At 69.0% G+C, this 20,621-nt stretch carries 19 protein-coding genes; 6 read left to right on the top strand and 13 right to left on the bottom strand.

Annotation, left to right across the window (positions count from 1 at the left end; translation table 11 throughout):
- The first annotated feature begins 8 nt into the window (after window positions 1-8).
- Genes ACZ5J1_RS05985 through ACZ5J1_RS05975 form a run of 3 tightly spaced genes read left to right on the top strand, consistent with a single transcriptional unit; the run spans window position 9 to window position 3,050 of the window.
- The gene (locus tag ACZ5J1_RS05985; protein ID WP_464563458.1) at window positions 9-1,076 is read left to right on the top strand and encodes a thiolase domain-containing protein; all 1,068 of its coding nucleotides are present in this window, start codon (window positions 9-11) and stop codon (window positions 1,074-1,076) included.
- Between the two features lies 1 nt (window position 1,077).
- Window positions 1,078-2,238, top strand: coding sequence for a thiolase domain-containing protein (locus ACZ5J1_RS05980; RefSeq protein WP_464563456.1), 1,161 nt, complete (start codon window positions 1,078-1,080; stop codon window positions 2,236-2,238).
- Complete coding sequence (locus ACZ5J1_RS05975; RefSeq protein ID WP_464563454.1) at window positions 2,238-3,050, top strand: enoyl-CoA hydratase; 813 nt, start codon at window positions 2,238-2,240, stop codon at window positions 3,048-3,050. Before ACZ5J1_RS05980 ends, ACZ5J1_RS05975 begins: the two co-directional genes overlap by 1 nt.
- A gap of 181 nt (window positions 3,051-3,231) precedes the next feature.
- Here the strand turns inward: ACZ5J1_RS05975 and ACZ5J1_RS05970 are convergent, their stop codons facing one another.
- A complete protein-coding gene (locus ACZ5J1_RS05970) occupies window positions 3,232-4,470 on the bottom strand; it encodes a cytochrome P450 (RefSeq protein WP_464563452.1) in 1,239 nt (412 codons plus the stop codon).
- A gap of 204 nt (window positions 4,471-4,674) precedes the next feature.
- On the opposite strand from ACZ5J1_RS05970, the gene ACZ5J1_RS05965 reads away from it, so the two are divergent.
- Genes ACZ5J1_RS05965 through ACZ5J1_RS05955 form a run of 3 tightly spaced genes read left to right on the top strand, consistent with a single transcriptional unit; the run spans window position 4,675 to window position 9,071 of the window.
- Window positions 4,675-5,838: a steroid 3-ketoacyl-CoA thiolase gene (locus ACZ5J1_RS05965; RefSeq protein ID WP_464563450.1), complete on the top strand. Its 1,164-nt coding sequence runs from the start codon at window positions 4,675-4,677 to the stop codon at window positions 5,836-5,838.
- Between the two features lies 1 nt (window position 5,839).
- The gene (locus ACZ5J1_RS05960; protein ID WP_464563448.1) at window positions 5,840-7,504 is read left to right on the top strand and encodes a GMC family oxidoreductase; all 1,665 of its coding nucleotides are present in this window, start codon (window positions 5,840-5,842) and stop codon (window positions 7,502-7,504) included.
- A 4-nt stretch (window positions 7,505-7,508) separates the two neighbouring features.
- A complete protein-coding gene (locus ACZ5J1_RS05955) occupies window positions 7,509-9,071 on the top strand; it encodes a succinic semialdehyde dehydrogenase (protein WP_464563446.1) in 1,563 nt (520 codons plus the stop codon).
- 66 nt (window positions 9,072-9,137) lie between these two features.
- Here the strand turns inward: ACZ5J1_RS05955 and ACZ5J1_RS05950 are convergent, their stop codons facing one another.
- The 12 genes from ACZ5J1_RS05950 to ACZ5J1_RS05895 all read right to left on the bottom strand — a co-directional run bounded on the left by ACZ5J1_RS05950 (window position 9,138) and on the right by ACZ5J1_RS05895 (window position 20,604).
- Window positions 9,138-10,634: a hypothetical protein gene (locus tag ACZ5J1_RS05950; RefSeq protein WP_464563444.1), complete on the bottom strand. Its 1,497-nt coding sequence runs from the start codon at window positions 10,632-10,634 to the stop codon at window positions 9,138-9,140.
- Between the two features lie 266 nt (window positions 10,635-10,900).
- Window positions 10,901-12,148: a hypothetical protein gene (locus ACZ5J1_RS05945; protein ID WP_464563442.1), complete on the bottom strand. Its 1,248-nt coding sequence runs from the start codon at window positions 12,146-12,148 to the stop codon at window positions 10,901-10,903.
- Entirely contained in the window at window positions 12,145-12,576 is a 432-nt protein-coding gene (locus ACZ5J1_RS05940; RefSeq protein ID WP_464563440.1) for a carboxymuconolactone decarboxylase family protein, read from the bottom strand. The genes ACZ5J1_RS05945 and ACZ5J1_RS05940 overlap by 4 nt, the downstream gene beginning before the upstream one ends.
- On the bottom strand, window positions 12,569-13,444 hold the full coding sequence (locus tag ACZ5J1_RS05935; RefSeq protein ID WP_464563438.1) for an NAD(P)-dependent oxidoreductase: 876 nt from the start codon (window positions 13,442-13,444) through the stop codon (window positions 12,569-12,571). The genes ACZ5J1_RS05940 and ACZ5J1_RS05935 overlap by 8 nt, the downstream gene beginning before the upstream one ends.
- A complete protein-coding gene (locus ACZ5J1_RS05930) occupies window positions 13,441-14,190 on the bottom strand; it encodes an SDR family oxidoreductase (protein ID WP_464563437.1) in 750 nt (249 codons plus the stop codon). Before ACZ5J1_RS05930 ends, ACZ5J1_RS05935 begins: the two co-directional genes overlap by 4 nt.
- A 52-nt stretch (window positions 14,191-14,242) precedes the next feature.
- Complete coding sequence (locus tag ACZ5J1_RS05925; protein ID WP_464563435.1) at window positions 14,243-15,727, bottom strand: aldehyde dehydrogenase; 1,485 nt, start codon at window positions 15,725-15,727, stop codon at window positions 14,243-14,245.
- Entirely contained in the window at window positions 15,724-16,374 is a 651-nt protein-coding gene (locus ACZ5J1_RS05920) for a nuclear transport factor 2-like protein (RefSeq protein ID WP_464563433.1), read from the bottom strand. The genes ACZ5J1_RS05925 and ACZ5J1_RS05920 overlap by 4 nt, the downstream gene beginning before the upstream one ends.
- A 1-nt stretch (window position 16,375) precedes the next feature.
- Window positions 16,376-16,573, bottom strand: a complete 198-nt coding sequence (locus ACZ5J1_RS05915) for a ferredoxin (protein WP_464563431.1) — start codon at window positions 16,571-16,573, stop codon at window positions 16,376-16,378.
- Window positions 16,573-18,009: a cytochrome P450 gene (locus ACZ5J1_RS05910; RefSeq protein ID WP_464563429.1), complete on the bottom strand. Its 1,437-nt coding sequence runs from the start codon at window positions 18,007-18,009 to the stop codon at window positions 16,573-16,575. Before ACZ5J1_RS05910 ends, ACZ5J1_RS05915 begins: the two co-directional genes overlap by 1 nt.
- On the bottom strand, window positions 18,009-18,782 hold the full coding sequence (locus ACZ5J1_RS05905) for an SDR family oxidoreductase (protein ID WP_464563427.1): 774 nt from the start codon (window positions 18,780-18,782) through the stop codon (window positions 18,009-18,011). The genes ACZ5J1_RS05910 and ACZ5J1_RS05905 overlap by 1 nt, the downstream gene beginning before the upstream one ends.
- Window positions 18,782-20,026, bottom strand: coding sequence for a cytochrome P450 (locus ACZ5J1_RS05900; protein ID WP_464563425.1), 1,245 nt, complete (start codon window positions 20,024-20,026; stop codon window positions 18,782-18,784). The genes ACZ5J1_RS05905 and ACZ5J1_RS05900 overlap by 1 nt, the downstream gene beginning before the upstream one ends.
- Window positions 20,023-20,604 (bottom strand): TetR/AcrR family transcriptional regulator, encoded by a 582-nt coding sequence (locus ACZ5J1_RS05895; RefSeq protein WP_464563423.1) that lies wholly within the window; start codon window positions 20,602-20,604, stop codon window positions 20,023-20,025. The genes ACZ5J1_RS05900 and ACZ5J1_RS05895 overlap by 4 nt, the downstream gene beginning before the upstream one ends.
- Window positions 20,605-20,621 lie beyond the last annotated feature (17 nt).

Below are 20,621 nucleotides of genomic sequence, written 5' to 3'. Positions count from 1 at the left end.
CACAAGTCATGCGTGACGTCGCGATCGTTGGATTCTCCCAGCGACAGCAGAAGGACTACGACGGCTCCCCGACGATGGCGGAGCTGTTGGTGCCGATCTTCGGTGACATCTACGAGCAGACCGGCTGGACGAAGAAGGACGTCGGCTTCTGGTGCTCGGGCTCCTCCGACTACCTGGCCGGACGCTCGTTCTCGTTCGTCTCGGCGATCGACGCGATCGGGGTGCTGCCGCCGATCAACGAGTCCCACGTCGAGATGGACGCCGCCTGGGCGCTCTACGAGGCCTGGGTGAAGATCCAGACCGGCGAGATCGACACCGCGGTGATCTTCGGCTTCGGCAAGTCCTCGGCCGGCCAGCTCCGTCGCACCCTGACGATGCAGCTCGACCCGTACACGATGACCCCGATGTGGCCCGACACCGTCTCGTTGGCCGCGCTGCAGGCGCGTGTCGGCATCGACGCCGGGCTCTGGGACGAGGCGGCGATGGCCGCGGTCGTCGACCGCTCCCTCACCGACGCCGAGAAGAACGAGTACGCCGTCCGCGCCGGTGGGTCCTCGGTGGCCGACCTGCTCGCCCGGCCGATGTTCGCCGACCCGCTGCGCAAGCACGACTGCGCGCCCGTCACCGACGGTGCGGTCGCGATCGCGCTCGCCGCCGGCGACCGTGCCCGCGACGTCCGCGAGCGTCCCGCCTGGATCACCGGCCTCTCGCACTTCAGCGACGGCCTGCAGCTGGGCAACCGCGACCTGACCGCGTCGGTCTCCGCGGCCAACGCGGCCCGCGCCGTGGGCGGCCTCGACCACGTCGAGCTCGCCGAGCTCCACGCCCCGTTCTCGCACCAGGAGCTGATCCTGCGTCGCTCGCTCGGCCTGGCCGACGACGTCCGGATCAACCCGTCCGGCGGCGCGCTGGCCGGCAACCCGATGTTCGCCGGTGGCGCGATCCGGCTCGGCGAGGCAGCTCGCCGGGTCTGGGACGGCTCCGTCGACATCGCCCTGGGGCACACCACCAGTGGCCCCGCCCTGCAGCAGAACCTCGTCTGCCTGCTCGACTCCAACCCGAAGGGAACCCGCTGAGATGGGTAAGCAGCCTGCCGCCGTGATCGGTGTCGGTCAGACCCACCACCGCGCCCTGCGTGGTGACGTGTCGATGGCCGGCCTGTGCCGCGAGGCGATGGACCGGGCCCTGGCCGACGCCGGGATGACGATGGACGAGATCGACGCCATCGTGATCGGGAAGGCGCCCGACCTGTTCGAGGGCGTGATGATGCCCGAGCTGTTCCTCGCCGAGGCGCTCGGTGCCGCCGGGAAGCCGCTGCTGCGGGTGCACACCGCCGGCTCGGTCGGTGGTTCGACCGCGATCGTGGCGTCCTCGCTGGTGCAGTCCGGGATCCACCGCAAGGTGCTCACCGTGGCCTTCGAGAAGCAGTCCGAGTCCAACGCGATGTGGGCGCTGTCGGTGCCGGTCCCGTTCATCATGCCGGTGCACGCCGGTGCCGGTGGCTACTTCGCCCCGCACGTGCGTTCCTACATCCGCCGCTCGGGCGCGCCGAACCACATCGGTGCGATCGTGGCCGCGAAGGACCGCAACAACGCGCTTCTCAATCCCTATGCGCACCTGCACAACGAGGGCACCACGGTCGAGTCCGTGCTGGCCTCGCAGATGCTGTGGGACCCGATCCGGTACGACGAGACCTGCCCGTCCTCCGACGGTGCCTGCGCGATGGTGATCGTGTCCGAGGACATCGCGAAGTCCTCGCCCAACCCGGCCTGGATCCACGGCACCGCGATGCGCTCGGAGCCGACCACGGCCGCCGAGCGTGACCAGGTCAACCCCCAGGCCGGCCGCGACGCTGCCGCGTCGGTGTTCAAGCAGGCCGGGATCACCAACCCGATCGAGGAGATCGACTGCGCCGAGGTCTACGTGCCGTTCTCCTGGTTCGAGCCGATGTGGCTGGAGAACATCGGCTTCGCAGCAGCGGGTGAGGGCTGGAAGCTGACCGAGGCCGGCGAGACCGCGATCGGCGGCAAGATCCCGTTCAACATGTCCGGCGGCGTGCTCTCGTCCAACCCGATCGGTGCCTCCGGCATGCTGCGCTTCGCCGAGGCGGCGCTGCAGGTCCGCGGCGCCGCGGGCGAGCACCAGGTCGACGGCGCACGTCGGGCCCTCGGGCACGCGTACGGCGGCGGCTCGCAGTTCTTCGCGATGTGGGTCGTCGGCGACAAGCCGCCGGTCTGATGACCGACCAGTTCCTGATCATCGAACGACCGCGGCCCGAGGTCGCGGTCGTTCGGTTGAACCGTCCCGAGCGGATGAACTCGATGTCGTTCGACCTGATGCTGCCGCTGCGGCGCCAGCTCGAGGAGCTGTCGGACGACAACACGGTCCGGGTCGTGATCCTCACCGGCGAGGGCCGGGGCTTCTGCTCCGGCGCCGACCAGAGCGGCGAGAAGGGCACCATGCCCAACATCTCCGGGCTGACCGGTGTCACGATCGCTGTGCGGGCGATGGAGCTGCTCGAGGAGCTCGTCACCACGCTGCGCTCGATGCACCAGCCGGTGATCGCCGCGATCAACGGCGCCACCATCGGCGGTGGGCTCTGCCTGGCACTGGCGTGCGACGTGCGGATCGCCGGGGAGTCGGCGTACTTCCGGGCGGCGGGGATCAACAACGGGCTCAGCGCCTCGGAGCTGGGCCTGAGCTTCCTGCTCCCCCGCGCGATCGGCTCCTCGCGGGCCGCCGAGATCATGCTCACCGGACGCGACGTCGACGCCGTCGAGGCGTCGGCGATCGGGCTGGTGTCGCGGGTCGTGCCGGACGCCGACCTGATGGACTCCGCGCTCGAGACCGCCGACGCGATCGTCGGCTGGAGCCGTCCCGGGATCGAGCTGACCAAGCGCACCCTGATCGACGGCCAGGAGGCGACCTCGTTCGCCGGCCACATGCACAGCGAGGGCATCGGTCAGCTCCTGATCCGGCTCCTCACCGGCAACTTCGACGAGGCCATCCGGGCTCGCAAGGAGAAGCGGCGCCCGTCCTTCAAGGACTGATGGCAGCACCGGCGGCAGAAGCTGTCGCGCTGACGCACAAATGAACGATTCTGGCCGGCGAGTTGCCCGACTCGCCGGCCAGAATCGTTCATTTGTGTGCTGACACGCCAGCAGCCGAGGAACGACGACGGCCCTCCCGGTCAGACCGGGAGGGCCGTCGTACTGCGTGAGTGAGGCTGTGTCACGCGTAGGTGACAGGGAGCTCCTTGATGCCGTTGATCCAGGAGTGGCGCAGCCGCTTCGGCTCGCCGGCCTGCTTGATGTTCGGCATCTTGTCGGCGATGGCGTCGAAGACGATCTTGATCTCGAGGCGGGCGAGGTTGGCGCCGATGCAGTAGTGCGCGCCGTGACCACCGAAGGCCAGGTGCGGGTTGTCCTGACGCTCGATGTTGAACTCGCGCGGGTTCTCGAAGACGTCCTCGTCGTTGTTGCCGCTGGCGTAGAAGAGACCGACGCGCTCGCCGGCCTTGATCAGCTGGCCACCGATCTCGACGTCGTTGATCGCGGTGCGCTGGAAGACGGAGACGGGCGTGGCCCAGCGGATGACCTCGTCGATCATCGTGTCGGGGCGGTCCTTGACCCAGATGTCCCACTGCTCCGGGTTGTCGAAGAAGGCGATCATGCCGTGCGTGATCGCGTTCCGGGTGGTCTCGTTGCCGGCGACGGCGAGCAGGATCACGAAGAAGCCGAACTCGTCGTCGGTCAGGGCGCCGTGGCCGTCGAGGTCGGCGGTGACGAGCTTGGAGATGATGTCGTCGCCCGGGTTCTCCTTGCGCTCCGCGGCCAGACCCATCGCGTAGCCGAGGATCTCGGCGGCAGCGGTCTCCGGGTCACCGGGGACGTCGGGGTCGTCGTAGGAGAGCATCTGGTTGGACCAGTCGAACAGCTTGATCCGGTCCTCCTGCGGCACGCCGAGGAGCTCGGCGATCGCCTGGAGGGGCAGCTCAGCGGCGACGTCGACGACGAAGTCGCCCTCGCCCTTGGCCAGCGCCTCGGAGACGATCTTGTCGGCGCGCTCGATCAGGGCCTCGTGGAGGGCACCGATGGCGCGCGGGGTGAAGCCGCGGCTGATGATCTGGCGGAGCTTGGTGTGGTCGGGAGCGTCCTGGTTGACCATCATCACGTTCTGCAGCTCGACCTGGTCGCGGGTCATGTCCTCCGCGAACCGGATGATGACGCCGTTCTGGCCGTTGGCGAAGTCCTTGGAGTTCTTCGAGATGTCCGAGATGTCGGCGTGGCGCGTGATCGCCCAGTAGCCCTCGTCCAGGAAGCCGGCTCGACCCGCGGGGGTCTGCTTGACGAACCAGGCCGGGGCGGTCTTGCGCAGTTCTGCGAACTCGGCGAGCGTCACGCCATCCTCACGGACGCCCGGGTCAGTCGGGTCGAAGCCGATGGGGAGGTCAAGGTCAAGCGCGGTCACGGGAGCTCCTTCGCACGGGGTGGGACCGAGGTTTTCAGCGGTGAGACAGGGAATAACTGAAACACGTTCTAGTTCATCGTACACGCGTTTCGCGGCCGGACAAGCCTTGCGCAAATCGAGAACACGTTCTAGTTTTATAGATGATCTACGGGTGAGACCCGTCACGTCTGCGTGTTGATCATCTCTCTAACGAGCGAGGAGCCAATGGGAAACCCCGTAATCGTCGAAGCAGTCCGGACTCCGATCGGGAAGCGACGCGGCGCACTCGCCGGTCTCCACCCCGCCAACCTGCTCGGGGCGACCCAGGTCGAGGTGCTGAAGCGGGCCGGAATCGACCCGAACATCATCGATGAGGTCATCGGCGGCTGCGTGTCCCAGGCCGGCGAGCAGTCGAACAACATGGTTCGTCGTGCGTGGATGAACGCGGGCCTGCCGAACCACACCGCCTCGACGGTGATCGACGCCCAGTGCTCCTCCGCACAGCAGGCCACGCACCTGATCAACGCCATGATCGCCGCTGGCCAGATCAAGGCCGGTGTCGCGTGCGGCGTCGAGATGATGAGCCGGATCCCGCTGGGCTCCAACGTGCCCAAGGGCACCGGCAGCCCGCGCCCCGACGACTGGAACATCGACCTCCCCGACCAGTTCACCGGCGCCGACCGGATCGCCAAGGACCGCGGCTTCTCCCGCGCCGACGTGGACGCGTTCGGCCTCTGGTCGCAGACCAAGGCCCGCGCCGCTCAGGATGCCGGCCACTTCGCCAGCCAGATCTTCGCCGTCGAGGCCCCCGTCCTGGACGAGGAGGGCAAGCCCACCGGCGAGACCCAGGTCGTCACCGCCGACCAGGGCATCCGTGAGACGTCGCTGGAGAAGCTCGGCACGCTCAACCCCGTCCTCGAGGGTGGCACCCACACCGCCGGGACGTCGTCCCAGATCTCCGACGGCGCCTCGGCTCTGCTGCTGATGGACTCCGACCTCGCCGACGAGCTCGGCCTCAAGCCGCGCGCCCGGATCGTGGCCAGCTGTCTCGTCGGCGCCGACCCGTACTACCACCTCGACGGTCCGGTCCAGGCGACCGAGAAGCTGTTGGCCACCACCGGAATGAGCATCAGCGACATCGACATCTGCGAGGTCAACGAGGCCTTCGCGGCCGTCGTGATGTCGTGGGCCCAGTTCCACCAGGTCCCCGAGGACAAGATCAACGTCAACGGTGGCGCGATCGCGCTCGGCCACCCGGTCGGCTCGACGGGCACCCGGCTGCTGACCGCCGCGCTGCACGAGCTCGAGCGTCGTGACGCCTCCACCGCCCTGATCTCCATGTGCGCCGGTGGCGCGCAGGCGTCCGGCACCATCATCGAGAGGATCTGAGATGGCACGACCGAGCAAGAGCAACGCCGACGTTCGTTCCGGCGCCGTCGTCTCCGAGGCGGAGTACGTCGTCGTCGGCGGCGGGTCCGCCGGCTGTGCCGCGGCCGGTCGCCTGGCGGCGGCGGGCAAGCGCGTCATCCTGATCGAGGCCGGCAAGAACGACGCCAAGAACATGATGCTCAACATCCCCGGGATGATCGGCCCGATGCACGCCGAGCCGAAGCTGAAGAAGCTCGTCGACTGGGGGTACCACACCACCCCGCAGGCCAACGCCAACAACCGTGAGCTCCCCCAGCCGCGCGGCAAGGTGCTCGGTGGGTCCTCCGCGATCAACGGCGTGCTCTGGGTCCGCGGCAACCGCGCCAACTACGACTCCTGGGCCGCCGAGATGGACGCCACCGGCGCCACCTGGGGCGCCGACGGCGTCAACGACGCCTACCGCCGGATCGAGGACTTCGAGGACGGCGCCAACGACTTCCGCGGGAAGGGCGGCCCGATCAAGGTCACCCGCCACACCCAGCCGACCGAGGCCTCGATCGCGTTCAAGAACGCCGCCGCCGACACGCTCAACGTCAAGGTGCTCGACGACTACAACGCCGAGGAGCAGGAGGGTCTGTCGACCTTCCAGCAGTCGGCGTTCGACGGCCTGCGCTACTCGGCCGCTCGGGCCTACCTGCACAACCAGAACCTGCCGACCCTCACCGTGCTGGTCAACCTGCACACCTCGAAGGTGATCATCGAGAACGGCCGGGCCACCGGCGTCGAGGTGATCGACGCCAAGAAGCAGAAGCACGTGATCCGGGCCAGCGCCGAGGTCATCCTCTCGGCCGGTGTCTTCGGTTCCGCCCAGATCCTGCAGCTCTCCGGGGTCGGCCACGCCGACGAGCTCTCCGCTCTGGGGATCACCCCGGTGCACGAGCTGCCCGTCGGGGACAACCTGCACGACCACCTCTTCGTGCCGACCACGTTCGAGATGCCGAGCGCCGTCCACCACGGCACGGCGCCGTACTTCGCGAAGGGGCTGACGAAGCAGCTCACCCGCGGGCACTCGTTCCTGGAGAACACCGTCTTCGAGACCGTCGGCTTCGTCCGGACCTCGCAGGCGACCAACGTCCCCGACCTGCAGCTGCACGTGCTGCCGTGGGCCTACCCGTCGCCCAACCAGGACGCGCCGATCCGGCACGAGGTCGACAAGCGCTCGGCGCTGACGATCATGAGCTCGCTGATCTACCCGCGCTCGCGGGGGTCGTTGAAGCTGCGCAGCAACGACCCGTTCGCCGAGCCGCTGATCAACTTCAACTACCTCGCCGAGCCGGGCGACCGCCAGGTGCTGCTCGAGGGCGTCGCGATGATCCGCGACATCATGGCGAACCCGATCATCAAGCCCAAGGTGCGCTCGGAGATCCACCCCGGGCCGGCGTTCGACCTCGAGGCGATGAAGGCCGAGATCAGCAACCGGGCCACCTCGATCTACCACGGTGTCGGCACCTGCCGGATGGGCACCGACGAGCGGGCCGTGGTCGGTCCGGACCTCAAGGTTCGCGGGATCGACGGCCTCCGCGTCGCCGATGCCTCGATCATGCCGTCGATCACCGGCGGCAACACCAACGCACCGTCAGTGATGATCGGCGACCGGGTCGCCGAGTTCATCCTTGGAAAGGCGTGATCTGATGGCCGGCCTGACCCGACCGAGCACCGTCACCGATGCTCTGCTGACCTCCTTGGTCTCCCGCGTACCGTCCACGGCCGGTGGCGCCTGGAAGCTGACCGAGGTGTACACCGGTGAGGTGCTCGTCGAGCTCCCCCAGTCCACCCCGGCCGACGTCACCGAGGCCGCAACGCGGGCCCGGGCGGCGCAGAAGCAGTGGGCGGCCACCCCGTTGAAGGAACGGCTCGCCGTGTTCGAGCGGGCGCACGAGCTGATCATCGCGAACCAGCACACGATCGCCGACCTGATCCAGGCCGAGTCCGGCAAGGCTCGGCGGATGGCGTTCGAGGAGGCGTGCGACCCGGCGATGATCATCAGCCACTACCTCAAGCGCGCGCCCAAGCTGCTCAAGCCGCGCAAGCACGGTGGCCCGGTCCCGTTCCTGTCGTACTCGACCGAGATCCACCCGGCCCGGGGCCTGGTGGGGATCATCGCGCCGTGGAACTTCCCGTTCGCGACGGGACTCTCCGACGCGATCCCGGCGCTGATGGCCGGCAACGCGATCCTGCTCAAGCCGGACAACAAGACTGCCCTGTCGCCGCTCTACGGGATCAGCCTGCTCGAGCAGGCCGGTCTCCCGAAGGGTCTCTTCCAGGTCGTCTGCGGCGAGGGTCCGGACATCGGCCCGACGATGATGGACTCGATCGACTACCTGATGTTCACCGGCTCCACCGCGACCGGTCGCACGCTCGGTGAGCAGGCCGGCCGCAACCTGATCGGCGCCTGCCTCGAGCTCGGTGGCAAGAACCCGATGATCGTGCTCGACGACGCCGACCTGGACGAGACGGTCAAGGGTGCGCTCTTCGCCGTCTATGCCAACACCGGCCAGGTCTGCATGCACATCGAACGGATCTACGTGCACGACTCCTTGTACGACGCCTTCCGTGACCGGTTCGTCGCGGAGGCGGGCAAGCTCGAGCAGTACGCCGCCTACGACTTCGGCCCCGAGCTCGGTGGTCTGATCTCGATCGAGGCGATGGAGCGGGTCACGTCGCACGTCGAGGACGCGGTCGCCAAGGGCGCGAAGGTGCTCCTGGGTGGCAAGCAGCGCCCCGACCTGGGTCCGACGTTCTTCGAACCGACGATTCTCGAGGGCACCACCAAGGAGATGCTGCACGGCAACGTCGAGACCTTCGGTCCCGTGGTGTCGCTCTACAGGTACTCGACGGTCGAGGAGGCGATCGAGCTGGCCAACGACACGCCGTACGGCCTGAACGCCTCGATCTGGACCTCCGACATCGCCCGGGCGGAGCAGATCGCGCTCCGGATCGAGTCGGGCAACGTCAACATCAACGACGGCCTCGCCACGGCGTACGCCTCGAAGGGGACGCCGTCCGGTGGCATGAAGCAGTCGGGCGTCGGCGCCCGGCACGGTGACCAGGGTCTGCTCAAGTACACCGAGACCCAGAACGTCGCCGTGCTGAAGAAGCAGGTCATGGGCCCCCAGGGCAAGCAGACCTACGACGACTACGCCAAGCAGATGCAGACGTCGCTGCGCTGGATGCGCAAGCTCCGCCTGCGCTGAGCCTGATCAACGACGAAGCCCGCCCCCGTCACTGAGGGGGCGGGCTTCGTCGTTGCGTGCTGACGGTCAGCGCTTGACGAACCAGCCAGCGCGGATGGCCTTGCTCCGGTTGCCGGACGCGTCGACCGCGTAGACCCGGATGTGGTGCGTCCCCTTGGCGACGCGGACGGTGAAGCGGGCGGTCCGGGCAAACCCGGAGGTGCAGGGGTAGGCGGCTCCACCGTTGAGCTGACACACGAACCGACTGGCCTCCCCGGCGCTCACCACGATCGTCACCCGCATCTGCTTCTTTCCACGCAGGTGCTGGGTGCGCGAGGGGTTGCCGACAAAGGTCACGACCGGGGAGGTGTCGTCGACGTCGAAAGTTCGGACGGTGCGACCGACGTTGCCGAGTGCGTCCTCGGCGGACAGCTCCAGCGTGTGGCGTCCGTCGCGGAGCCCCGTGGCGACGAACCGGGTCGCACAGTCCACCCACGGACCGGCGTCGACCCGGCAGCGCTCGGCCTTGGCGGTCAGGTCCGTGCTGACCACGAACTCACGCTGGCGGAGCGCGGGCCGCGTCGGAGCCGCGATCGCGACACTCGGAGGCGTGGCGTCGTAGGTGAACTTGAAAGCCGAGGTGCCCTCGTTGCCGACGGCGTCGGTCGTCTTGACCCGGAAGTAGTAGACGCCGCTGCCAGTCGTCGGCGTGGCAGTGTAGGAGAAGAGACTGGCACACGGAGACCACGACGGAATCGCGCCGTCCAGGGCCACGCTGCATTGGGGCACCGCGTCGGTCGGGTGCGCCTCGACCTGGATGAAGCTGAACTTCAGCGGACCGCCCGCCGGGCCGACCGTGGTCTCCTTCCAACGGGTGATCAGGTAGTAGGGCGCCGTCAGGTCGGCCGAAACGCTCTGGTAGTTCGACGGCCCCTTGGAACCGTCGGGATAGACGACACGCACCTGGAACGGGTATCCGCCCGACGCGGGGTAGTGGACAGTGAGCGGGCTGGTGCAGACCGCCCAGACCAGGGCGGTGCCAGTCCGGCACTCGAAGGTCGCTCCCGCAGCGATCGAGGAGAACGTGAACTCGGCATCCGCGGCCGCCACGAGCGGTCCGGAGATCGTCGGTGCATCGGGGTGGAGGGTGTAGGTGAACGGCAGCTGGACCGACGTCTGGTTCCCCGCCGCGTCGGTGGCTGTCACGTCGAGGGTGTAGGCACCGTAGCCGTAGAAGTAGGGCGCGAAGGATCCGCCGTTGCACACCCCTCCGTCACGCTGCCCCTGCGCGTTGATGACACCGCACGACACCTTGACGTCCGTGGCGTCGGCGGAATCGACCGCCCACACCGGCGGGCGGACCTGGGCGTAGAAGACGGAGTTGTCGGCGTCCCCGTCCGCCGGCGTGACGCTGAGCGTGGGCGCCGTCCGGTCGATGACGAAGCTGGCCTGGGCCTCGTCACCGTCGACCGTCCCGTGGAGGACGTGCTGCCCCTCGGACAGACCACTCACGTCGGCTTCGAAGTCCCAGCTCGCCGATGTCTCGGGTGCCTCGTCATCGAACCAGTACGTGAGTGCGGTCATCCCGCCCGAGCGGAAGACCCTGATGTTCACCGTCGACTGGGCTGCCTGAGTGACGCCGAGGCTGAGCGGCGGGGACACCTCAGCTCGCGCGGTTCTCGGGGTGGCGACAACCATCCCGGTACCGAGAAGCGCAGGGATGACCAACGCCGCGACCACACGACCACGGCTCGAGATGCGGACCACGAACATTCCTCCAGACCCCGCCGACGCCGGATGCGCCGCTGCGCGAGGGACGCGACACGGTACCGGAGGAACCAGCCGACCGCTCAGCTCACGGAGACCACCGGTAGCGAGAGCCGCGGTTCCACGACGAAGTCGACACCCGAGCTGAACATGGTGACCGCGACCTCGTCGAACCCGGCGGCGGGCTCCTCGGTGACGACGACACCGATCGACCAGCGGCCGTCGGCTTCAGCGACCACGTCGACGCTGAAGTGCGGGTCGAGCTGGCGCACCGCGGCGTCGAGCGGGCGGAACCACTCGGGGCCGAGCAGGCTCACCCAGGCGCCGTCCTCGTCGGCCGGGCCGGCACCGACGACCAGCCGGTCGCCGACGCGCTCGAGGGCGACGTAGGCAGCCGGGTTGAACATCGGGTGCAGCTCGAGGAGCTGTAGCGCACCGGAAGGTGTGGCCTCGATCCGCAGCGTGCGAGCGATCCGCAGCGCGGCGATGCCGGCGAACCCGGTCAGCTGCTTGCGGCGCAGGTCGAGCACGCCGTCGAAGTCGGTCCGGGCCTCGATGGCGAGCACGAAGGAACGGTCCAGCAGCGCCATTTGGAGCGCGACCTCGTCGGCGATCCTGACCAGGGCCGATTGCGAGAAGGACGCGAAATTGATGTCGGTGAGCAGCGGTCCGGCGTAGTCGGCTGCCCCTTCGTCGGTCGGGTCGATCGGCGCCAGCTCCAGCGACGCGGCTCGGGAGGCCTCGTTGACCGCGAGCGCCGGGATCCCGACCGCGTCCGGGTAGGACTCGTCGATGATCACCGTCCACGCGCAGACCGGACCACCCTCGGGGTGGCCCTCGGGACGCCCCGGCGGCCGGTGGATCGGCCGGACCTGGGCCTTCGGGTTCGCCGCCACCGCGGTGGCGTCGAAGGTCGGGTCCTCGATGGTGTGGCACATCCCCTGGACGTAGCTCTCCCCCATCGGCTCCACGTCGACCAGCGCACCGCAGTGCGCCAGCGCGAACTCCCCGTGCCACGGGTCGGTCACCGTGAAGCGGAAGTCGAGGAACTGCGGCGGGGCGCCGATGTCGAGCTGCAGCCCCTTGAAGATCGTGACGATGTCGCCCTGGCCGGCCACGGCGGGCGCGTAGCCGAGCGCGTGCTGCATCCGGCGGGTGTAGATCGGGCTGGAACCCGCCCACTCCTCGATCGCGATCTGGACCATCTCGTCGCGCCCGAACGTGGAGATGCACCACGCCATCCCGGATCGGTCGATCATCTGACCGACCAGCAGCAGGTCGGGCATCAGCGTGATCAGCTGCTGACGGCTCAAGGCGGCGTAGCGGCTCACTCCGCCGCCTCCTGCTCAGCCGCACGCGCGGCCCTGCGGGCGGCCCGCTCGGCGTTGGCGATCGTGGTCTCGACCAGGCTGTTGAGCCGGGACCCGTCGGGCCAGCCGGCGTAGTGGCACAGCAGGATCACGACCTCCCGCAGCTGCACGGCATCGAGCTCACCGGCGGCGTAGGCGGCCGGGATCTGGATCTCGAGAACGTCATGAGCACCGCGGCCGGTGAGCATCCCGATCAGCAGCAGGCGACGGTCGCGGTCCGAGAGCCCGGGCCGGTTCCAGATGTCGCCGAACAGGTGGTCGGCGGTGTACCGGAAGAAGTCGCCCTCACCGTCGGTCATGTCGAAGCCGTAGACCTGCTCCATCTTGAGCAGTCCGGTGCGACGCACCTCGGGCAGGTCGGCGAACTTGTCGTCTGTCGAGTCAGTCATGCGGCAACCCCAATCCGGGTGCCAGGCCGGTCAGGGCCTGGCGGGCGAGCGGTACGTCGACACCGAGCCGGTCGGCCAGCTCGATCGCGAAGGTGAGGTCCTTCTCCCCTAGCGCGACCACGTGTCCGAAGACGCCGTACCAGAAGTCGTCGGGCTCGATCGGGGCGGTCGTGTTGCGGTAGAGGATCGCGCCGGGACCGCCGGTGAGGCTGTCGGTGTGACGGATCACGTCGCCCAGCGCCACCAGGTCGAGCCCGGCCGCCTCGGCCAGCCGCGACGCCTCGGTCGCGGCGGTGAAGGAGACGAAGTGGAGCAGGTTGCGGGCCAGCTTGAACTGCGTCCCGGCGCCGAGCTCGCCGGCGTGGATCACCTTGGCGCCCATCACCGACAGCACCGGCTCGACGGACTTGAAGCCGCCGTCGCTGGCGCCGACCATGATCGCCAGCTTCCCCTCCGCCGCCCCCATCGGGCCGCCGGAGACGGGGGCGTCGATGATCTCGACGGCGAAGCCGCAGACCTGACGCACCTCCTCCACCAACGCCCCCGGGGTCTCCGGGGAGACGGTCGAGTGGATGACGAAGGAGACGGGGACCATGTCTTCGCGCGGCTTGAGATCCACGAGTACGTCGGCCAGGACCGAGCGCACCTGGGCATCGTCGCGCACCATCACGCAGATCACGTCGGCCCAGTTGCCCAGCTCGCCGACCGAACCGGCGGCCTGCCCACCGGCGGCGACGACCTCGTCGACGGGTTCGGGCGCGAGGTCGAAGACCCGCAGGTCGATGTTCTCGGCCGCGGCGAGCTGCAGCGCCATCGGCTTGCCGATGTTGCCCAGGCCCACGAACCCGACACGGGTACGGATGCTCATGGCCGGAAGGTCTGTCCGCCGTCGACGGCGATGACCTGGCCGGTCACCCACGACGAGGAATCGGAGAGCAGGAAGGTGGCGGCACCGACCATGTCGGAGGGCTTGCCCATCCGCTTGATCGCGAGGTTCTTCACCAGGTCCTTGGCGGCGTCGCCGGCCTGGGTGCGGGTGGCCTCGGTGTCGGTCGGGCCGGGGGCGATCGCGTTGACCCGGATCTTCTGGCCGCCGAGCTCGTGGGCGAGCTGCTGGGTCAGACCGTTGACGCCCGACTTCGCCAGACCGTAGAAGCCGGAGTAGAGGTAGGCCGCGGTGGAGGACTGGTTGACGATCGAGCCCCCGCCGCGCTTGGCGATCTCGGGGTAGACCGCACGAGTCATCACCAGGGCGCCGTCCATGTTCACGCTCATGAACTTCTTGTAGTAGTCCCAGTCGACCGTGATCAGCAGGTCGAACTGCATGTTTCCGTAGATCGCGGCGTTGTTGACCAGGCCGTCGATGCCCCCGAGCTGCTCGACGGTGGTGGCGACCAGTGCCTCGGCCGACGCGGCGTCGGAGACTTCGACCGGCACGAAGATCGCGCGGCCGCCGTCGGCCTCGATCTGCTTGGCGACCTGCTCACCGAGGTCGGCGTTGAGGTCGGCGACCACCACGGCCGCACCCTCGGCGGCGAAGCCCTTGGCGTAGGCCTCCCCGATGCCCTGGGCGGCCCCGGTGACGACGATGACCTTGTTGTCCAGCTGTCCCATGATCTGTCCTTCTCTGAAGTCGTGTGCGTCTGTGTCGGACGAGCTAAGGAGCTCAGGCGAGCTCGGCGATGGTCTTGGTCTCGAGGTACTCCTCGAAGCCGGCCACCCCCATCTCGCGACCGATGCCGGAGGCCTTGTAGCCGCCGAAGGGGGCGTCGGGAGCGAACCACTGGCCGCCGTTGACGCCGAGGGTGCCGGTGCGGATCCGGCGGGCGACGGCGCGGGCGCGCTCGGGGTCGCCCGAGTCGACCGAGCCGGACAGCCCGAACGGGGAGTCGTTGGCGATCCGGACGGCGTCGTCGTCGCCGTCGTGGGCGATCACGACGAGGACGGGCCCGAAGATCTCCTCGCGCGCCACCCGGGCGGTGTTGTCCAGGCCGGCGATGACGGTCGGCTCGATCCAGAAGCCGCCGGCGAGGTCGCCCTCCTGCTCGGCGATCCGACCGCCGGTGGCGAACGTGCCGCCCTCCTCCTCGGCGAGGCGGAGGTATCCGGCGATCCGGTCGCGCTGGACCGCGCTGATCACGGGGCCGCAGACGGTGCCGCCGTCGGCCGGGTCCTTGGCACCCAGGCTCGCCATCGTGGCGGCGGCGATCTCGACGGCTTCGTCGTAGCGCTCGCGAGGCACCAGCAGTCGGGTGGTGAGGGCGCAGCCCTGGCCGGCGTGGACGCTGACCGAGAAGGCGGCCATCGAGACGGCGCCGCCCAGGTCGGCGTCGTCGAGCACGATGGCGGCGGACTTGCCGCCGAGCTCGAGGAAGACCTTCTTGAGGGTCGGAGCCGCGGCGGCCATGATCGCGCGACCGGTGTTGGTCGAGCCGGTGAAGGAGACCAGGTCGACGCGCTCGTCCGTGGTCAGGACGGCGGCCACGGTGTTGTCCAGCGGCGTGACGACGTTGAAGACACCGGCGGGGATGTCGGTGTGCTCGGCCACGATCCGGCCCAGCTCGGCGGCCAGCCACGGCGTGTCCGGGGCCGGCTTGAGCACGACGGTGCAGCCCGCGGCCAGCGCCGGGGCGACCTTGGCCAGGTTGATCTGGTTCGGGAAGTTCCACGGCGTGATCGCCGCGACGACGCCGACGGCTTCACGACGCACGGTGCGCCGCGACTCCAGGCCCATCGTGACGCCGATGCCGAGGTCGGTCTCCCAGGCGTAGGTCTCGGCCAGGTCGGTGACCCACTTCAGGCCCTCCACCGGGGAGTCGTACTGCGGCCCGGCGGTGAACATCGCGGGGGCGCCGACCTCGGCCGTGGTCAGGGCGCGCATCGAGTCGCCCGCCTCGACCAGCGCGGTGTGGAGCTGACGCAGGCAGCGCACCCGGAACTCGACGTCGGTGGACCAGTCGGTCTCGTCGAAGGCACGCCGGGCGGCAGCGATGGCGGCGTCGACGTCGGCCGCGGTCCCGGCCGGGGCGAGCCCGATCTGGACGCCGGTGGCCGGGTTGAGGATCGGGAAGGTCGCACCGTCGGAGGCACCGACGAGCTTGCCGTCGATCAGCTGCTGGGCTGGGGCGTTGTCAGGGAGACGGGCGCTCATGCGGTCACCTCGCTGGCGGGAGCCGGGGCAGCCGCCTGGGTGACGTACTCCCCCGCCTCGACCGGCGGCGGCCAGACGGTGCTGGGCAGGTCGGCGTGGTGGTAGTGGCCGGGCACGCCGTGGCCGCCGACCGACATCCGCTTGAGCAGGGTGTCGGGGGCCTTGTTGGCGCCGACGATCTCCATGAAGGTGTGCGCGGTCGAGGGCATGTCGAACCAGTCGCGCTGCCAGTCGACCTTGATCAGACCGGCGTCGGCGCCCTCGGTGACCCGCTTGAGACCGAACCAGGAGCCACCCAGGCCGAGGATCTCGTACTCCTTGCCGGTGGCGTCGTTGATGATCCCCGAGCGCTGCTTCCAGAAGCCGATCACCATCGCCTTCTGCTCGTCGATCACGGTGCAGACGTAGTCGTAGTGCCAGCCGTCGAGGCCGTCCATCTCGATCCCGATCGCCCAGTCCCGGATCTGGTCGCGGCCGACCGCCATGAAGTGCTCGTCGGGCGAGTACATCCAGCCGTAGGTGGCGTCCTCGGCGTACCACTCGGCCATCGGGCGCCAGTCGCCGGTGATCTCGACGTCCCGGTTGATCTGGAGCCAGGTGCCCCAGAACTCCTCGATCTCGGCACGGGTCAGGATGGTGTCACTCATTTCAGTCCTCCTCGACTGACAGGGCGAAAGCAGGGCAGTACTTCACGGCGGTCATCACCTCGGAGCGACGCTCCTCGGGGACCGGGTCGAGGGCGATGACGACCTGGTCGGTGTCGTCGTCGAAGTCGAAGATGTCGGAGGCCTCGGCCAGGCACATCTGGTGTCCCTGGCACAGGCCGAGGTCGGCGATGACGCGCATCAGACGCTCGCCGTACGGCGGCGGTAGCGGACCTTGCACGGCTGCTCGAGCTGGATCACCATCTTGGAGCAGTCGTCGCGGTAGGAGTCCAGCGGCTGCGCGGCTTCGAAGGTGAAGTCGCGCAGGATGACCGAGAAGATCGCCTTCATCTGCATCATCGCGAACGCGTTGCCCACGCAGCGGTGCCGGCCGGCACCGAACGGGATCCACGTCCACTTGTTCTGCATGTCCTCCTGGCGCGGGTCGAGGTACCGCTCCGGGTGGAACTCCGATGCGAGCGGGAAGTCCTCCTCGATCCGGTTGGACACCCGCGGTGACGCCGCCAGGATGGTGCCGACCGGGATGGTGTGGCCGAGGATCTCGAGCTCCTCGCGCACCAGACGCATCAGCACGATCAGCGGCGGGTGCAGGCGCAGGGTCTCCTTGAAGGTGGCCTCGAGGAGCGGGATCTCGCGCAGCGCCTGGAAGGAGACCTCCGGCACCTCACCGGAGTCGTCGGGGGCGTAGAGCGCGTCGAGCTCGGCGACGACCTCGGCCATCGTCCCGGGGTTGCGCAGCAGCTCGATCATGTTCCAGGACGCGGTGCCCGACGACGTGTGGTGACCGGCGAACATCATCGAGATGAAGATGCCCGTCACCATGTCGGCGTCGTACCCCACGGCGATCAGCACGTCGAGCAGGTCGCGGTCCTCCTTGGGGATGCTCCCTCCCAGAGACTCGGCCCGGGCGACCCGGTCGTCGATGATCCTCTGGATCTTCTCCACCAGCTCGGCGCGAGCCTGGTCGCGCATCCGGAAGTTCTCGATGTCGGCGTACTCGTCGACGTAGGCGATCGCGTCGGTGCCGTGCTCGAGGCGGTGGTAGACCTCGGCGAAGGAGCTGTCGAGCTGCTCGCGGAACGGGCGGCCGATCAGGCAGGACGACGTCGTGTAGATGGTGAGCTCGGCGAAGAAGTCGAGCAGATCGATCTCGCCCTCCTCGCCCCAGTGGGCGACCAGGTCGCGGATCTCGCGCTCGATGGTCTGAGCGTGCCCGCGCATCATGTCGCCGCGCAGCGCCTGGTTCTTCAGCATCTGCTGACGCTCCTCCGGCGAGGCGTCGAAGACGACGCCCTTGCCGAAGATCGGGGTCATGAACGGGTACGCGGCAGCCTGGTCGAGCACGTCGTCGGATGCCCGGAAGAACTCCTCGTTGGCTTCGGCACCGGTGACCAGGACGACCTCCTTGTCGGCGAGGCGCAGGCGACCGACGTCACCGCACTCCTCGCGCACCCGGGTGAGCAGGCCGATCGGGTCGACCCGCAGCTCGGGCAGGTGGCCCGTGCCTGCCAGGAACTCACGGACGTCATCGGCGATCAGGTCGGAGTTCTCGTCGACGACGATCGAGACTTCGGGGATACCGGCGAGCGCGGCCGCCAGGTCGGTGGTGATGGTCATCAGAACTCCACGGGTGCTTCGGGGTTGACGTCGATCAGGCTGATGTGGACGCCGCGCGGCGCAGTGACGATCGTGGTGATCGCCTGCGCATGGGCGCGGGCCTTGAGGAAGTGCGGGTGACGGGCGAAGCCGAACTTCACCCACTGGTTGAGCACGTCGGCGCCGAGCTCGGCGTCCCAGTCCGACCCCATCCCGGTCCAGGTCGGTCCGGGGCGAACGATCGAGGCCCGCACTCCGGTGCCCTCGAGCTCCATCTGGAGCGCGGCAACCATGCCTTCCAGCCCCCACTTGCTGGCCGAGTAGGCAGCCATAAAGGGCCGGGCTCGAACCGCGACGTCGGAGGAGACGAAGACGATGTCACCCCGCTTGCGCTCGGTCATGCCGAGGCCGAAGGTGCGCACCAAGCGGTGGGCGCCGACGATGTTGAGGTTGATCTCGCTCGCGAATCGGGTCGACTCGATGTCGACCAGCGCGCCGGGAGCCACGACGCCGGCGTTGGCGATCACGATCTCGATGTCGCCCAGCTCGGCCGTCGCCTTGGCTGCGAAGTCGGCCACCGAAGCGTCGTCGGTCAGGTCGAGCGCGATCGCCACCGCCTCGCCGCCAGCGGAGCGGATCTCGGTGGCGATCTCCTCGCACGCCTCGACCCGGCGCGCGCCGAGGGCGACGGGGAACCCAGCGGCGGCCAGCTCACGCGCTGTCTCGGCTCCGATGCCGGAGGAGGCACCGGTGACCACCGCGGGACGGCGGTCGGGGTGGACGGGCTTGGGCATCAGGCGTCCTTCGGATCGGCGACGGTGAACGAGACCGGCAGCGCGGCCAGGCCGCGCACGCTGGTGGAGTGCACGCGAACCGCGCGGTCGGCGTGCACCGCGAAGTCGTCGACCCGGGCGACCAGGCTCTCCAGCACGACGCGGGCCTCCAGGCGGGCGAGGTGGGCGCCGAGGCAGAAGTGTCGACCGTTGCCGAAGCTGAGGATCCTGGCCCACTCGGCGCGCTCGCGGTGCAGGTCGAACGTGGTCGGGTGGTCGAAGACGTCCTCGTCGCGGTTCGCCGAGCCGAGCAGGAGCACCAGCTTGGAGCCGGCGGGAACGGTGCGGCCGTGGATCTCGACGTCGTTGGCGACGTACCGGGCGACCATCTGGCTGGAGGTGTCGTGCCGCAGGGTCTCCTCGATCCACGACTCGACCAGCTCGGGGTCGGCGAACACCTGGGCGCGCTGGACCGGGTCGGCGCCGAGGTGGAGCAGCGCGTTGCCGAGCAGCTTCGTGGTGGTCTCGTTGCCCGCGACCACCATCAGGAAGAGGAACGCGATGATCTCGGAGTCGGTGAGCTTGTCGCCGTTGATCTCGGCCTGGACCAGCTCGGAGGTGAGGTCCTCGCTCGGCGTGATCCGGCGCTGGGCGACCATCGCGCTGTAGTACTCGATCAGCGCGAACGCGGCCTCCATGCCGGCGACCGGGACGTCGCGGACCCCGTCCTCGCGGTGCACCACGAGGTCGGCGAGGCGCCGTACCTCCACGCGGTCCTCGACCGGGACGCCCATCATCTCGGAGATGACGTCCATCGGAAGGAGCCCGGCGAAGTCGGCGATCCAGTCGATCTCGCCCTCGGTCTCGTTCTTGATCAGAGCCGCGTCGAGGTACTGGTCGGCCAAGCGCTGCACGGTGGGGCGCAGGTCCTGGACCCGACGCGGAGTGAAGGCGGCCGAGACCAGCTTGCGCAGCCGGGTCTGCTCGGCGCCGTCGAGGGCGAGGAAGCTCATCACCCGGTGGGCCTCGGAGTTCCACGCGCTGGCGTCGAGGGAGACGCCCATCTTGTTGGACAGGTCCACGTCGTCGCGCAGCGCCGCCAGGATGTCCTCGTGCCGCGAGAGCACCCAGAGGTCGTCGGCGGGGGCGTAGTGCAGCGGGTCCTCGTCGCGCAGGCGCGCGTACGTCGGGTACGGGTCCTCGTGGAAGTCGTAGTCGTACGGATCGAAGACCAGGCTGGACTCGTTGGTGGTCGCGGCGGTCATGCGTTGCCTCTCACGATGACCGCGACCGCTGAAGCGAGCCGGTCGGCCATCTGCTCGTAGGTGAAGATGCCCATCCCGGCCTGCAGCAGCGCACCGGAGAAGGCGAGGACAAGGGCTTCCAGCAGGTCGGGTGCGGACGCGGACCCGAGGGCGTCGTCGAAGCGGCGCAGGAACTCGGCGCCGATCACCAGGCGCAGGCGAGCCACGTCGGGGTCGGTGCTGAGCAGGGCCGGCGTCACCGCTGCCGCCAGCTCGGGCTCGGCCGCGATCCGGCTGGTGATCGCGCGGACCGCCTCCTGCACGCGAGCGGTGGCGTCGGCACCCGTCGGGGTCGGCGGATGCGGCTCGGCGGTCAGGTGGCGCCAGAAGAGCTCGGCGAAGAGGTGGTTCTTCGAGGCGAGGTAGGTGTAGGCCGTGGCCGCCGAGACACCGGCCCGCTGGGCGACGGTGCGGATCGTCAACGCCTCGTACCCGCTCTCCCGCAGCTCGACCAGGCCGGCGGCGAGGAGCCGCTCGACCGTTTCGACCTGGCGCGGGTTCAGACCCTGGCGCGGCGCAACGAACACCTGACTGGACACGTGTCCAAGTTAGAACG

Source organism: Nocardioides sp. JCM 18999 (assembly GCF_055391175.1).
This window is presented reverse-complemented; position numbering and strand designations above follow the sequence as displayed.